The organism is Sneathia vaginalis (assembly GCF_000973085.1).
Lineage (GTDB): Bacteria > Fusobacteriota > Fusobacteriia > Fusobacteriales > Leptotrichiaceae > Sneathia > Sneathia vaginalis.
This window is the reverse complement of record NZ_CP011280.1, coordinates 1,279,717-1,295,044: the sequence shown is the minus strand read 5'-3', so window position 1 is coordinate 1,295,044 and position 15,328 is coordinate 1,279,717. Positions and strand designations below refer to the sequence as shown.

The 15,328-nt window shown below is 27.3% G+C and carries 14 protein-coding genes; all 14 read left to right on the top strand.

What is annotated here, in order from left to right; all coding sequences use genetic code 11:
• The first annotated feature begins 5 nt into the window (after positions 1–5).
• The 14 genes from priA (at position 6) to VC03_RS06230 (ending at position 15,322) form a co-directional block, all read left to right on the top strand.
• Positions 6–1,925 (top strand): replication restart helicase PriA, encoded by a 1,920-nt coding sequence (gene priA / locus VC03_RS06295; protein ID WP_046329177.1) that lies wholly within the window; start codon positions 6–8, stop codon positions 1,923–1,925.
• Positions 1,926–1,937: 12 nt separating this feature from the next.
• Positions 1,938–2,444 carry a peptide deformylase gene (def, locus tag VC03_RS06290; RefSeq protein ID WP_046329176.1) on the top strand — a complete coding sequence of 169 codons (507 nt, stop codon included), beginning with the start codon at positions 1,938–1,940 and terminating at the stop codon, positions 2,442–2,444.
• Positions 2,445–2,456: 12 nt separating this feature from the next.
• Positions 2,457–3,398, top strand: coding sequence for a methionyl-tRNA formyltransferase (fmt, locus tag VC03_RS06285; protein ID WP_338055756.1), 942 nt, complete (start codon positions 2,457–2,459; stop codon positions 3,396–3,398).
• Positions 3,382–4,050 carry a redox-sensing transcriptional repressor Rex gene (locus tag VC03_RS06280; protein ID WP_046329175.1) on the top strand — a complete coding sequence of 223 codons (669 nt, stop codon included), beginning with the start codon at positions 3,382–3,384 and terminating at the stop codon, positions 4,048–4,050. Before fmt ends, VC03_RS06280 begins: the two co-directional genes overlap by 17 nt.
• Position 4,051: 1 nt before the next feature.
• On the top strand, positions 4,052–4,861 hold the full coding sequence (locus tag VC03_RS06275; RefSeq protein WP_052727727.1) for a hemolysin family protein: 810 nt from the start codon (positions 4,052–4,054) through the stop codon (positions 4,859–4,861).
• Positions 4,854–5,384 carry an adenine phosphoribosyltransferase gene (locus VC03_RS06270; protein ID WP_046329174.1) on the top strand — a complete coding sequence of 177 codons (531 nt, stop codon included), beginning with the start codon at positions 4,854–4,856 and terminating at the stop codon, positions 5,382–5,384. The genes VC03_RS06275 and VC03_RS06270 overlap by 8 nt, the downstream gene beginning before the upstream one ends.
• 11 nt (positions 5,385–5,395) lie before the next feature.
• Positions 5,396–5,833: an IS200/IS605 family transposase gene (tnpA, locus tag VC03_RS06265; protein ID WP_046329173.1), complete on the top strand. Its 438-nt coding sequence runs from the start codon at positions 5,396–5,398 to the stop codon at positions 5,831–5,833.
• Position 5,834: 1 nt separating this feature from the next.
• Positions 5,835–6,419, top strand: a complete 585-nt coding sequence (gene coaE / locus VC03_RS06260) for a dephospho-CoA kinase (protein WP_046329172.1) — start codon at positions 5,835–5,837, stop codon at positions 6,417–6,419.
• Entirely contained in the window at positions 6,406–7,002 is a 597-nt protein-coding gene (gene yihA, locus VC03_RS06255; protein ID WP_046329171.1) for a ribosome biogenesis GTP-binding protein YihA/YsxC, read from the top strand. Before coaE ends, yihA begins: the two co-directional genes overlap by 14 nt.
• On the top strand, positions 6,986–8,719 hold the full coding sequence (locus tag VC03_RS06250) for a DUF2207 domain-containing protein (RefSeq protein ID WP_046329170.1): 1,734 nt from the start codon (positions 6,986–6,988) through the stop codon (positions 8,717–8,719). Before yihA ends, VC03_RS06250 begins: the two co-directional genes overlap by 17 nt.
• A 59-nt stretch (positions 8,720–8,778) precedes the next feature.
• Positions 8,779–9,321 carry a tetratricopeptide repeat protein gene (locus VC03_RS06245; RefSeq protein ID WP_046329169.1) on the top strand — a complete coding sequence of 181 codons (543 nt, stop codon included), beginning with the start codon at positions 8,779–8,781 and terminating at the stop codon, positions 9,319–9,321.
• Positions 9,322–9,357: 36 nt separating this feature from the next.
• On the top strand, positions 9,358–10,170 hold the full coding sequence (locus VC03_RS06240) for a tRNA lysidine(34) synthetase (protein ID WP_046329168.1): 813 nt from the start codon (positions 9,358–9,360) through the stop codon (positions 10,168–10,170).
• Positions 10,171–10,187: 17 nt separating this feature from the next.
• Entirely contained in the window at positions 10,188–10,646 is a 459-nt protein-coding gene (locus VC03_RS06235; protein WP_046329167.1) for an NUDIX hydrolase, read from the top strand.
• 191 nt (positions 10,647–10,837) lie between these two features.
• Positions 10,838–15,322, top strand: a complete 4,485-nt coding sequence (locus tag VC03_RS06230; protein WP_046329166.1) for a translocation/assembly module TamB domain-containing protein — start codon at positions 10,838–10,840, stop codon at positions 15,320–15,322.
• Positions 15,323–15,328 lie beyond the last annotated feature (6 nt).

Below are 15,328 nucleotides of genomic sequence, written 5' to 3'. Positions count from 1 at the left end.
GAACTATGTACTATAATATTCAATTAAAAAAAATGAATATGCTATTCACATACCAAAGTGATGAAGAAATAAAGCTTGGAACATACTGTGTAGTTGACTATAATAACAAAAAAATGGAAGGTATAGTAGTTGAGAAAGTAAATGTATTAAAAAAAGAGTTTAGCATAAAGAACATAGAAAAAGTGCTAGATAAAAGACTAGATGAAAAGCTTTTTTCGCTAATGCAATTTATACACAACTACTATATCGAACCATATGGTAATTTACTTAGTATAATAGAAAAACCAGAAAAAAAAGAATATAAAGATATAAAAGAGAATAACACAAAAATAGAAGAAGTACATTTAAGTGATGAACAACAAAAAGTATATTTGGATATAGTTAATTCTAGTAAGACAGTACATCTAATAAATGGTGTAACTGGTAGTGGTAAGACACAAATATATATTAAGTTAATACAAAAAGCTTTAAAAGAAGATGGTAGTGCCATACTATTAGTTCCAGAAATAACACTTACAAGTCAATTAAAGAAAAATTTGGAAAAGGCACTTGGTCAAAATATTGCCTTATGGCATAGTAAATTAACTAAGAACGCAAAGATAAAGTACTTTAATCTCATAGAAGAAAAGAAAATAAGGGTAATTTTAGGAGCTAGATCTGCAATATTTAGTAATCTTTCTAATTTAAAGTATATAATAATAGATGAAGAGCATGAAAGTACATACAAACAAGATGAAGCACCAAGATATCATGTAAAAAATGTTGCAATAAAAAGGGCATTACTTGAAAATGCAAAAGTAGTATTAGGTTCTGCAACTCCTTCATTTGAAACTATGTATCAGGTGAAAAATAAGGACATAGAAGAGCATATATTAAAAAATAGATATAATGGAGCAAAATTACCTGAGTATATAGTAAAAGATATTAGCGAGGAAAAAGATTTTTTAACTGATGAATTAATAGAAAGAATTAATGAAAAATTAAAAAATAAAGAACAGGTAATACTATTACTTAATAGAAAGGCATATTCAATTATCTTAAAGTGTAGAGACTGTAAAAAAAATATGGAATGTGATATATGTACTTTTAGTCTAACGTACTATAAAAACAACATTCTAAAGTGCAATCAATGTGGTAAGACATATAAGATGATTACAAGATGTAAGTACTGTGGTAGTGAGAAGTTAGAAAAAAAAGGTACAGGTACAGAAAAGTTAGAGGAAAGATTAAAAGAAATTTTTGATGAGGATAGAATATTAAGAATGGATGCAGATTCTATGACAAGTAAAACAAAAATAGATAAAGCTTACCAAGATTTTTTGAATAATAAGTATGATATTCTAATAGGAACTCAAATATTAGCAAAAGGATTTCACTTTCCAAATGTTACTTTAGTTGGTATACTAAATGCTGATCAAATGTTATCGTATCCAGATTATAGGGCATATGAAAGAAGTTATCAGTTAATAGCACAAGCTTCAGGTAGATCAGGTAGAGAAGGGAAAAAAGGACAAGTTTTCATTCAAACATATGATAAAGATTCAATTCTAATAAACTCTATAATCACCAATGACTATAACCTAATATATGAAGAACAAATGAAGCTAAGAGAAAAATTGGGTTATCCACCATATAAGAAACACATAAAAATATTATTTACCGATACAAATGAAAATAGACTTAATAAAATAGCTAGTAGTTGTTATCAATATATTTTGAATAAACTAGGGACTTATGCTAAAATATATCCTGTGGCAAAGTGTATGGTATATAAGGCAAGTAAAAGATATAGAGTTAATATAAACATACTATATGACAGAAAAAATGATAAGGTAATAAAGAAAATTATTAGAAAATTAATAGAAAATAGAAATAGGATAGTTACAAGGATATTAGTAGATGTAGATCCAAATAATATGCTATAGAAAGGAAAAGAAGTGAATATACAAGTTTATGAAGCAAAAATTTTAAGAACAAAGTCAACACCATTAGAAAAAGAAGAGATTAATGATGAATTAAGAAAAACTTTAGATGAAATGGTTGAAACTATGAGACTTGCAAATGGTGTAGGTTTAGCATCTAATCAAGTTGATATAGATAGAAGATACTTTGTATTGGAAATAGATGAAATAGTAAAAAAATGTATAAATCCAGAAATCTTAGAAGTATTAGACGACAATGTTGAAATGGAAGAAGGATGTTTATCTATACCAGGTATATTTAAAAGAGTTGCAAGACCTAATAAGATAAAGGTTAGATATTTAGATGAAAATGGTAATGTTGTTGAAGAAGTTATGGAAGGATTATGGGCAAAAGCTTTCCAACATGAAACAGACCATATAAATGGTATGATGTTTATAGACCGTTTGTCACCAATAAACAAGAGTCTAATAAGAAAGAGATTGGAAAATATAAAAAGACATTCAAAACCAAGAGAATTCTAAGGAGGGATAGTAGTGATAAGAACAATATTTATGGGGACACCAGAATTTAGTTTGGAATCTTTAAGATATCTATATGAAAATACAGATTTGCGTCTTGTCGTTACTAAAGAAGATAAGATAAATTCTAGGGGGAATAAGATAAATTATTCGCCAGTAAAAGAATTTGCAATAGAGCATAATATAGAATATTTACAACCAAAAAGTTTGAAAAATGATGAAACTTATGAATATATAAAAAGTTTTGACCCAGAATTGATAGTAGTCGCAGCTTATGGTAAAATTATACCAAAAAGATTAATAGATTTACCAAAATATGGTATAATAAATGTCCATTCATCAATTCTGCCAAAATATAGAGGATCATCACCAATACATCATGCACTTTTAAATGGTGATAAAAAGACAGGGTTAACAATAATGTTAATAGATGAAGGATTAGATACAGGAGATATATTAGAAGTAGAAGAAGTTGATATAGATGAAAAAGATAATTTAGCTACATTAACTGAAAAATTATCTAATATGTCTTATGGCTTATTAGACAAAACAATTAAAAAGATTTTGTCAGGTACAATTACAAGAACTAAACAAGATGATGCAAAGGCTGTAGTTGTTAGTTTAATTAAAAAATCTGATTGCCTTTTAGATTTCAATTTAACAAAAGAACAAATATACAACAAGGTAAGAGCATTTAATCCAACACCAACAGCATATATATTAAAGGGTAGTGAACATATAAAAGTATATGAGGTTGAAAAAATAGACAAAGAATATGAAGGTAAAATGGGACAAGTAGTTGAAATAACTAAAAAAGGTCCTATTGTAAAATGCTTGAATGGGGCTGTAAGATTAAAAAGTGTAAAATTTGAAGGTAAAAAAATACAATCAGGTGCAGATATAGTAAATGGTAGAAAAGTTTTACTAGGAGATGTTTTTTATGGAAAAGAAAGTTGATTTTACATCGAAAGATATTTCAAGTCGCATGGTAACAAGAATAACAGAATATTTAACTATTTTGTATGAAGTAAGTAAGTATGAAAAGAAAATTAATTCTTTAGATCTTGCTATAAAAATGGATAGTACAGCAGCACAAGTTAGGAAAGACTTATCAACATTTGGCGAATTTGGTGTAAGAGGCAGAGGATACGATGTCGCAAAGCTAATAGAAATACTTGAACATATTTTAGGGATAGACAAGAAGAATAAATTGATACTAGTAGGTTATGGTAAGATGGGATCTATGTTAGTATCTAATAGTGTAGTACTAGGTAAAGGGTTTGAAATAGTAGAAGTTTTTGATAAGGACAAAGAAAAAATAGGACAAAAAACAGAAGGTCTTGATATAATTGTAAAAGGTTCAGATGAAATGGATGAATATATAAGAAAATACAATATAAATCAAGCAATACTAGCTGTTAATAAGGAAGAAGCACAAGCAGTTGCAAAACAACTTGTAAAAAGTGGTATAAAGGGCATATTAAATTTAACTGCGTTTAAAATAGAATTACCAAGAGAAATCGCAGTAATTTCTGTGGATATATCAGCAAAACTTCAAGAATTAAATTTCTGGCGTAGACATATAGATATAAACAAAAAAGGAGAATAAAATGGAAATAGGGATAGGCCTCATATTAGCAATATCCGTTATATTAAACATATACTTAATAGTTACACGGATAAAACAGGAGAAGACTGTCAGTATATTAGAAGAGAAAGAAGAGAAAACTGAAGAAAGTAATGTGGAATTGAGCTCATCAACAGTTAAAGAAATAATGACACCTAGAACATCAATTTATGCTTTGGATAAAGACCAAACATTGGAGGAGAATATAGACGAAATAATAGAACAAGGCTTCTCTAGAATACCAGTATATAAAGAAAGCATAGATGATATTCGAGGGATTTTGTATTTAAAAGATATAATAAATGTTGATAATAAGCAAAAGATTGAAAAATATATGAGAAAGGCCATGTATGTTCCAGAAACAATGAACATCTCAAAATTATTTGAAGATTTTAGAATCAAACAAAACCATATGGCTATAATCATAGATGAATATGGTGGTACATCAGGTATAGTTACAATAGAAGACATACTAGAAGAATTTGTTGGAGATATACGTGATGAATATGATGTTGAAGCAGATAGTATAGTTAAGATATCAGATAATATATATGATGTATTAGGTGAAACAACAGTTGATGAAATTGATGAAGAAATTAATATATCTATTCCTTTATCTGAAGAATATGAAACAATATCAGGGTTTGTGCAATATAAGTTAGGGCAAGTTGCTAAGGAAAATGATCAAGTAACACTGGATAAATATATAATAAAAGTTATGAGTGTAGAAAATAAAAGAATCGTCAAGGTAAGAATAATACTTTTAGACGAAGAGGGAGAAAAAGATGACTAAGTTAGAAAATGAAAAATTAAGCAGTATGATTAGAACCATACCTAATTTTCCAGAAGAGGGAATACTTTTTAGAGACATTACAACAGCACTTAAGGATAAACAAGGGTTAAAGCTAATTATAGACGACTTCATAAATAGATACAAGAATAAGGGAATAGACTATGTGTTAGGAGCAGATGCAAGAGGTTTCATTTTTGGTGCAGTTATTGCCTATGAAATAGGTGCAGGATTTGTTCCAGCTAGAAAATTAGGTAAGTTACCAGCAGAAACAATAAAAGCTTCATATGAATTAGAATATGGTAAAAATACTATAGAAATACATAAGGATGCAATAACAGAAGGATCAAATGTATTAATAGTAGATGATTTACTTGCAACAGGTGGTACAGCTGAAGCAATGGTAAAATTAGTTGAAAGTGCAAAAGCAAATATATATGAATTAGCATTTTTAATAGAATTAAAAGACTTAAATGGTAGAGAAAAACTACATAATAACAAGGTTTACTCAATATTAAAATATTAGAAGGTGAATAAATGTTTAAGGAATACAATCATTCTGCATTTTCATTACACTATGAACTTGTATTAGTAACAAAGAATAAGACACCAATATTTAATGAAGATATAGTGAATTTTGGGGTAGAGATATTTAAAAACATTAGTGTATCATATCAGGTTAATTTAACTGGAATACACTTTGAAGCAACACATATGCACTTTAAATTTGAAGCATATCCTACTACAAATTTATATAAATTCATAAACGCATACAAGAGTGCATCAAGTAGAAAAATAAAGAACTATTATCCAGAAGTTAGAGATAAACTAAGTGGTACTGCCATGTGGGAAGCTAACTATTTCTTAATAACAACAGGAGTAAGCTCAAATGATATAGTTTTACACTACATTGAAGAATATATTAAATGTGACGAAATACATCATGAACATACTGAAAATTGTATAGGTGAATAATATGGTTATAGGAATAACAGGTGGGATTTGTTGTGGTAAAACAACAGTTTTAAGTGTTTTAAAAAAGCTTAACTTTAAGGTTTTTAATGTTGATGATATATCGCATGACCTATTAAATAAGGATGAAGTTAAGGAAGAAATAAAAGAAAAAATATCTAAAGATGTTTTTTGTGATAATAATATAGATAGGAAAAAATTAGCTTCCCTTATCTTCTCTGATGAAAAGAAAAGGAAAGCTTTAAATAAGATTATGCATAAAAGAATAATAGCTTGCATGATTGATATCATATCTAAACAAAAAGAAGGTCTTACCTTTATAGAAGTTCCTTTGCTATATGAACTAAATTTAGAAAAGTATTTTGATGAAATAATTCTAATATACGTAAGTAGAAAAGAACAAATAAAAAGAATAATGAAAAGAGACTGTACAACAGAAATTAAAGCAAAAGATATGCTTTTATCGCAAATTGATATAGAGGAAAAGAAAAAATTATCTAAGTATGTGATAGAAAATACGCATAGTATAGAAAGTCTTGAAAAAGATATAAAAGAGATGGTAGAAAGGATAAAAAATGAATGTAACTGATGCAAAGTATATAAAATCAGCAACAAGAAAACAAGATTATCCAGAAAGTAAGACGGTAGAATTTGCCTTTATAGGCAAATCAAACGTAGGGAAATCTTCTTTAATAAATAGATTAACTAATAGAAAAAATCTTGCAAGAACAAGTAAGACTCCTGGTAGAACACAACTTGTTAATTTTTTTTTGATAAACAATAATATATATTTTGTTGATTTACCAGGTTATGGATTTGCAAAAGTTCCAGCCAATGTCAAAAAAAATTGGGGGAATATTATAGAATCATATTTATCTTGTGATAGAAAGAAAATAATTTTTCTACTTTTGGATATTAGAAGAATACCATCTAGTGAAGACATAGATATGTTAAAGTGGTTAGAACACTATAATCAAGAATATTACATTATCTTTACAAAAAATGATAAAGTATCAAATAATGAAAGATTTAGACAATTAAAAGAAATAAAGAAGAAGTTAGTATTTAATAATGAAGATGTATTTTTCCACTCATCACTATCAAATAAGGGGACAGATGAGTTACTTACTTTCATTGAAGAAAGGATAAAGGAAAATGAAGAAAATAATTAGTATTTTTGTGCTTTTTTTGACCTTAATTTGTTACGGTGAAAAAATAGAGAAATACGATGTGATAGTTAGTGTTAATAAGGATAAAAGTATTAATATAAAGGAAAATATACTATATAACCCTGAAGGTAAATTAACGCATGGTCTAATAAGATATATAGTAAAAGACAATGTAGGTAATATTTTTAGCCTAAATAGTAAGGTTGGTATAAAGGATTTTGAATCTAATTTACCTGTAATGTTAGAAAGAGGAACAAAGTTAAATTCATATAGATTAGGGGATAAAGATGTATATCTTCCAGAAGATAAGCCTACATTAATAACTAATAGCTATAATATATACAATATCATAAGAACAGATGATAAGACTTCTCAAATATTCCTTAATGTCATAGGACAGTACTGGGATATGGATATAGAAAAAGCTAATATAACATTGAATGTTGATAATAATGCAATAAAGGATTTGTATGTATTTACAGGGCCTCTAAGAAGTCAGACTAATAACTATACAATAGATAAGAATACAATAAGGACAAAATATAAATTAAAACCATATGAAGGGCTTACATTTAAATTAAATTTAGATAAAAAAATATATAGCTATACAATGAAGGATAGAATATTTAATATAATAAATGCCTATACAAGCCTTACATATAATCTAGCTATTTCTTTTGTTCTTTTAATTTTATTCATAATAGTAGGTATATTAAAGAAAAAGTTTAAAGATAATAGACCTATAGAACCTGTGTATAAGATAGATGAAAAGATTAGTCCATCTTTAGCATATATGGTGTATAAGAAGAATATATCAATAAAACCTGTACTCTACAACCTATTAACAGTTGTTTTCTATAGTTTCTTAACTAAGAAGATGATAATAGCCACTGATAGATATGAAGATGTTGAATATATTTTAAAAAAAGGTGAGAAGGTAAAAGAAAAAGAAAAATATAAGCTAAAGTGGGAAGACGAAAATGAAAAGAAATATAGTTTTGTTGAACCAGAAGTATTAGAAAAAATCTTACCAATATTACCACCAGAAGAAAAGAAGGCAGCTTTAAATCTATTTAGATCAAAAGATGATTTACTTAAGAATAAAGAAGTATTAATGAAGACTAATCTTGAACTTAATGGATATGTTACGGGGATATATAAGACAAATGTAGGAAGTTTTGTATATTTACCTATGGTTTTAACCATAGTAATAGCAATAATTACCTTTGTAATTAATATATCTCTTTTAGAATTTAATGTTTCAACATTACTTCCTATAGCTCTTCTATTGTTAAATATCTTCACTTGTTCATCATTGATGATATTTACAAAAGAAGGTAAAGACATACTTAGAAATATTAAAGGATTTCTAATGTATTTTAATTTAACTGAAAAGAATATATTTAAGAATTTTGATAGTGAAAAAGAATTAATAGCCTATGCGAATAAGATGCTACCTTATGCGATAGCATTAAATATACGTTCTAAATTCATATCTAAGATAGATGATGCAATAAGAACTAATAACTTTGATGAAGACTATATCTATTCAGGTATATATTATGGATATATATATAACTTTAGTAGTATTAATAATGATATATATATTAATTCTATGCCAAAAGTAGAAAATTCAAACTATTCTGGTGGAAGTTTTTCAAGTGGTAGTGGAGGATTTTCAGGTGGTGGATTCTCTGGAGGTGGAGGATCTAGTTGGTAGTTTGCACTAAAAAATATTTTATGATATAATTTTTCTATAAAACAAAAATGGAGAGAGAAATGCTTAAAACTTTAATATTTAGAGAATTTAGATATAATGAAGATATAGAAGATAGTATTAAAGAACTTAAGAGTAAAAATGATATAGAATCTCAAAAGCAACTAGCAAGTATTTATCATGCATATAAACGCAATAATGAAGCGATAGAAATATTTGAGAAGTTATCAGAAGAAAAACCAGAAGATCATGAAATAATGGCTTTTCTAGGTTATTTATACTACGAAAATGATACTTTAGATTTAGCTAAGGTTTGCCTTGAAAGATCGCTTGAACTAAGTTCAAAAGAACCATTTGTACTATTCCTTTTAGGAAATATTTGTTCAAGACAAGGAAGAATATTAGATGCTTGTAGCTATTATGACAGAGCAATATTCTTAGACTTTGATATAATAACAGCACATGTGGATTTTGGAAGAAAATACGAACACATGGGCAGACATGAGAAGGCGTATAAGGAATACTTAGCAGCATATAATTTAGATCCATCAGACAAGGATTTAAAAGAAAAATTAGATTATGTAAAGAGTAGATTTAATAAATGATGGAGTTACTCCATCATTTTTAGTAATGAGGTGTATATGGTAAAATTAAGCTTATCGTTAGATATAAGTGGAGAAATTAAAAGTGTAGAAGAAATAGAAGAAAGCATAAGAACAAAATATAGGAAGGTAATATGGTCTAGATTCATTAAGGCAATACATGATTTTAACTTAATAGAAGATGGTGACAAAATTGCTTTAGCAATATCTGGAGGTAAAGATAGCTTGCTTATGGCAAAACTATTTCAAGAATTAAAAAAAGATAAATCAAAAAAGTTTGAATTTTGTGCAATAAATCTAAATCCAGGGTTTGAAGAAGAAGACTTAAAACAATTTAAGGAAAATCTAAAAAACATGGGTATAGATTGTGAGATAATAGATACAAATATCTGGCAAGTAAGTAATAAGATGGCACCAGATAGCCCTTGTTTTTTATGTGCGAAAATGAGAAGAGGTATTCTATACAAAGAATTAGAAAAAATGGGATATAATAAGATAGCACTTGGTCATCATTTTGACGATGTTGTTGAAACAACTTTAATTAATATGTTCTTTGCAGGTACAGTAAAAACAATGCTACCTAAGGTACAGTCTGAAAGTGGTAATTTATCATTGATTAGACCTATGGTTTATGTACATGAAGAGGACATAATTAACTTTACAAAGAGTAATAATATTAGAGCAATGAGCTGTGGTTGCCGTGTTGAACAAAATAAGGTGACTAGTAAAAGAAAAGAGATAAAAAGATTACTAAAGGATTTAGAGGAAAAGAATCCAGGAATAAAGAAGAGAATATTTAGTGCAATGAAGAATATAAATCTTGATTATGTGTATGGGTATACTAAAAAATAGTGATAAGAAGGTAAAATATGACAATTTGTACAGTTTGCTATATAGAAAAAGATGATGAAGTATTAATGCTATATAGAAACAAGAAAGAAAATGATATAAACGAAGGAAAATGGATAGGTGTCGGTGGTCATGTTGAGAAAAATGAGAGTCCATATGACTGCGTAGTAAGAGAAGTTAAAGAAGAAACGGGATTAGATGTATACAATCTAATTCCTAGAGGACATATGACATTTATCTTTAATAATGATGTAACATATATACATGTATTTTCAACTAGGGATTTTAAAGGTAGTTTGATAGACTGTGATGAAGGTGAATTACACTGGATAAAAAAGAGTGATATAAAGAAATTGAACCTTTGGGAAACAGATGCATACTTAATAGAAAAAATAGTAAATAATGATTATTCATATTTTATGACAAAAGCAGAGTATAGTGGTGATAAATTGTTGTTAAATAAGGTAGAGGTGGATTAAGGTAAAAATAACTACCAAAGAAATAACAAAAACTACCAAAGAAACTACCAAAGAAAAAACGTGAACTCACAATCAAAATGGGTTCATTTTTTTAAAACTTCTAATAAAATCTTGGGGGTGTAAATTTTCTTGAAATATGAACTAAATTATAGTAAAATATAGTATAATACTAAGTAAAAGAGTTGGGAACTATGAAGAAAATAAGAAAAACAACTTTAATACTTTTCTTTTTTTGCATAGTGTCACTGTTTAGTTTAACGTTTATTAACATAAACTCTGTGTCAAAAACATTCTTTAAGGATATAGTTGGAACTAATATTACTGTAAGGGATATAAGGGCTAAGGGCTTATGCATACAAATGAAAGATATAAATATTCGGGACTTGAACAACGAAGAAGTGGGAAACATAAAGAGCGGATCTTTGTATTTTAATCCATTTTTACCATCAAGATTAAGTAGAGTTAGTTTTTCAGGTGGTAATCTAAAGATAACACAATACAAGGATGGTTCATTAAATCTTAATAAGATTTTAAGAAGCTCAGAAAAAGTATCTAGAACATCATATTTTTCTAGAGTAAGAATAAAAAATATAGATGTGTTATACAATAACATGACATTTAAAAAAGCAATTACTAAGAAGGTAACAGATGTTTTTGGAACTATAGATAATTTACTAGAGTCAGAATATGACATAAATGTAAGTGGTAAATCTGTAGGAAGTGTAACTGGACAAAAAGAAGAGTTAGGTATGAGATTAACCAACAAGCCTAATTTAACAATGAAAATATTAAGCCTATTTTCATTTGATAATAAGTCTAAGTTAGACACAGTATCTACACAAGAGTTCAAATTTAAGAATCTAGATATAGACGATGCCTTATACCAATTTGCTACTTTAGATATTTTGGATATCAAAAAAGGTAAGCTAGATGGAAGTATAAAGTTAGTTGATTATAGGAATAAGACAAGCTTATTCGGCGATCTAGATGTTGGAATATCTAGTGGAAGATACAAGGACTATGACGAAGAAATTACTAATGCTAAAGCAAAAGTAAAAATGGATGGTAAAACAGTTAAAGTAAATGGTAATATAGTATTAGATAATAATGATAAATTAGGATTTTTAATTGCCTATACTAACAATACTAGTGATTTAGGTATTGTTCTTAAAACAAATAATTTATCTTTTGATAAGATTAATAAGTACAAGTCAGTCAAAAAATTAAATCTTGGTATTAAAGGTGCTATTAAAGGAACAATTAGTACAAAACTTAATGTAAAAGACAAGGTTAATATAAAGGATATAAAGGTAGACTTAAAATCTAATCAATTAAATGTTAAAGATGTTGATATAAGGGATATAAAGCTTTTAGTTGACAAGAACGAAAAAGATAAGTTATACAATATATCATATAAGTCAAAAGTTATTAAAAAACCAGTAGACATAGATTTAGAAATAAATTCTAAATATGATATGGATAAGAATAATATATTTGGTAAGTATCTAGTTAAAAGTAATATAAAAGAAGTAAAACTTGATGATATTAAAGGGGATATTAATTTAGAACCTATGACTAAGGGATATATAACCTTAGACAGTAATCAACTATACGGTAAGGTTGAGCTAAAAGACAAAAAATTAATTGCTAATTTGAATGCTAAACAATATATACCATATAGTAATAAAAAAGATATTAATATTAAAGCATTACCTAGTTTAAAAAATGCTGTATATGACTTAACAACAAATAAGTTTAATGCTAATTTGGTAGTTAATGCATCAGGTACATTTAAAGGTAAAAATGTATCTATTGTGTCTTCATCTAATATAGATAATCAAAAAGCTGTAAGTAATGCAAAGATTATGTTACCTATGGGTAATGTAGCTATATCAGGTACTACAACATTTAGCAATTTAAGACATGATTACAATATACAAGGTAATTTACAAGCATTAGACTTAATGCAAATGTTTAATATAGACAATGATAGATTAAATAAGGATGTACCTATTAGTGTATCAGCAAAACTTAGTGGTGTAAAAAAAGATATATCTGTAAGTTATGATATAAATTCAAAACATATGGCATACATAGTAGATGCATATGATGTTAATTTAAAGGGATATGCAAATCATATACTAGATGATAAAGCACGTGATATTAAAGCTAGACTTAATATGAATGAAGCATGGTTTAAATATCATAGATTAAAAGAACTAGGTGCTGATATTACTTATGACGGTAAGAATCTATTAATTAAAGATATTAATAATGAGTTTGTAAAAGGTAATATTATATACGACTTAAAGACTAAAGAAGTACATTCACAATTAGATGTAAATAAATTTATGATATATTCAATATATGATATACCAGATATTAACTTAGATGTAACAACTTTAAAGGTAGAGGCAAGTGGAAGATTAGATAATATAAATGCAGTGTTCAAGATAGAACCATCAACAGTTGTAATAAAGGATAAATTAATAGGATACTTAGATGGACTAGCAACATTAAAAGGAAATATATTATCACTAAACTTTAAACTTAATGGCAATGATATTAGTGGTATATATGATACAAAGAAAGGCTATATTGATATCAAATTAGATATAGACCAACAATTAAATGATATATTGAAGATAGATGGCTTTAGTTCTAAATTAAAGACAAATATACAAATAGCTGGTAAAAAAGATGATATATTCATGAGTATAGACGGTAAATTATCTGATGTTAAGTACAAGAATATGAAGTTACCAGACATAGACTTGAGTGCATATTATGAAAAAGGTAATATGAACAATATATTAAAGACTGGAATATTACATGTAGATAAATTTAATGTAGTAAATTCAAGTGGAAAGAAAATATATAACACATCATTTGTTGTTGCATTGGATAATCTAAATATAGACTATAACTTAAAAGATAAGATATTTGACTTAAGTGACTTAGGAAAAGATTATTCAGGTAAGTTGAAAGTAAATACAATAGTTAAAGGAAATGTAGACAACATATTTGCTGACTTAGTACTAGAATCTAAGCAGTTAACAGTGGATGGACATAATATAACTAACTTAATATTAGACGGACAAATAAATAAAGATGGTCTTAATATAAACCAAGGATATTTGGAATACCAAAACAATCCAATATTAATTGAAGGATTTGCTAAATTCAAACCATTAGACTATACATTCAACATAGTAGCACAAAACTTTAATTTGGAATTCTTAAACATTTACCCTAACATTTCAAATGCAACGGGTATTGCAAATGTTAACTTTAGTGCAAGAAAAGGTGTAGCTAAAGGTGATATAGATATAAAGAACTTTGGAATTAAAACTGGAGAAGTTGATATTAATAATCTAAATGTTAATATTAACATGACAGGTAAAGATGTATATGTAAATGAATTTAATGGTAATATTAATGGAGGAACAGCCGAAGTTAAAGGTGAATTTACAATTCCAGATATTCCAGACAATGTATCAGGATTAGACAATATCAGCATAGGTAGAATGAATCTAGATATGTTAGTAGATCATGTAAGACTCCCTATAAGCGGAAACGATATTGTTACATCTGCAAACTTATCACTAAAAGGTGAACAATTAGATGGTAATGTACAGATAAATAGTGCTAAAATTGAAGACTTATCATTTGTTAATAAGTTTAATAGTAAAAAAACTAAGAAAGATGAAAATATCTTAACCAAAAAATTGAATATTATACTCAATAATATATTAAGAAGATATGTTGTTAATATAAATATCGATATGGATGAACCAGTAATAGTAGATGTACCATCATATCTTGTATTAAAAGATATTTATGGAGAAATACAAGGAAGTGCAACACTAACTATTGCAAATGGTATTCCAACAATAATAGGATCATTTAATACTTCAGACGGTAAGTTCACATTGAATAACAGTGAATTTTCTGTAGAAGTTCTAGATGTAACTATGGATGATAGAGATGAAGGTATAGATCCATTAATAAATCTTAGAGCAGTGACAGTAATTAATGGTGAAACAGTAGAAATTATTGCAAATTCTAACTTAAGTAATTTGAAGATAGACTTTAGATCACAAACGAATAAGTCTAGAAGCGAAATACTATCACTATTAGCATTTAAGGGTATAAAATTTGATAAGCATTCTATAGGTAACGTAAGTTCTAATGTAGTTAATATTGCTGCAGAAACAGCAGTTAATCAATTCATATCTAAATTTACAAATAAGATAGGAAGAAAGATAGGATTAACTAAGTTCGATATAGGAACAAACATTGGAAATAAGGACAAGATAGGATTTAGAAACTTAGGAGAAACAGCAGCACTTAACCTACACCTACAAGGTAAGATAGCAAAGAAAAAGAACATATATTGGAATACTAAGTTTAGCATACCATTTAATACTAATAAAAATAACTTCAAATATGATGTAAATATGTCATATAATCTAGGAGACGGATTGGGAGCAAATGTAGGTATAAAATCTAATGATTTAGATAGAAATGATAGAGCTAACAACAATATTAATTTCTATACTGGAGTAAATTATTCAAATAAATTTAATAATCTAGGTGAGTTTTTTGAAAAGATAAATAATAGATTCGAAAAGCGTGAAAAGTTGATACAAGATAAAAAGCAAATTAAAAAATAGAAAGGA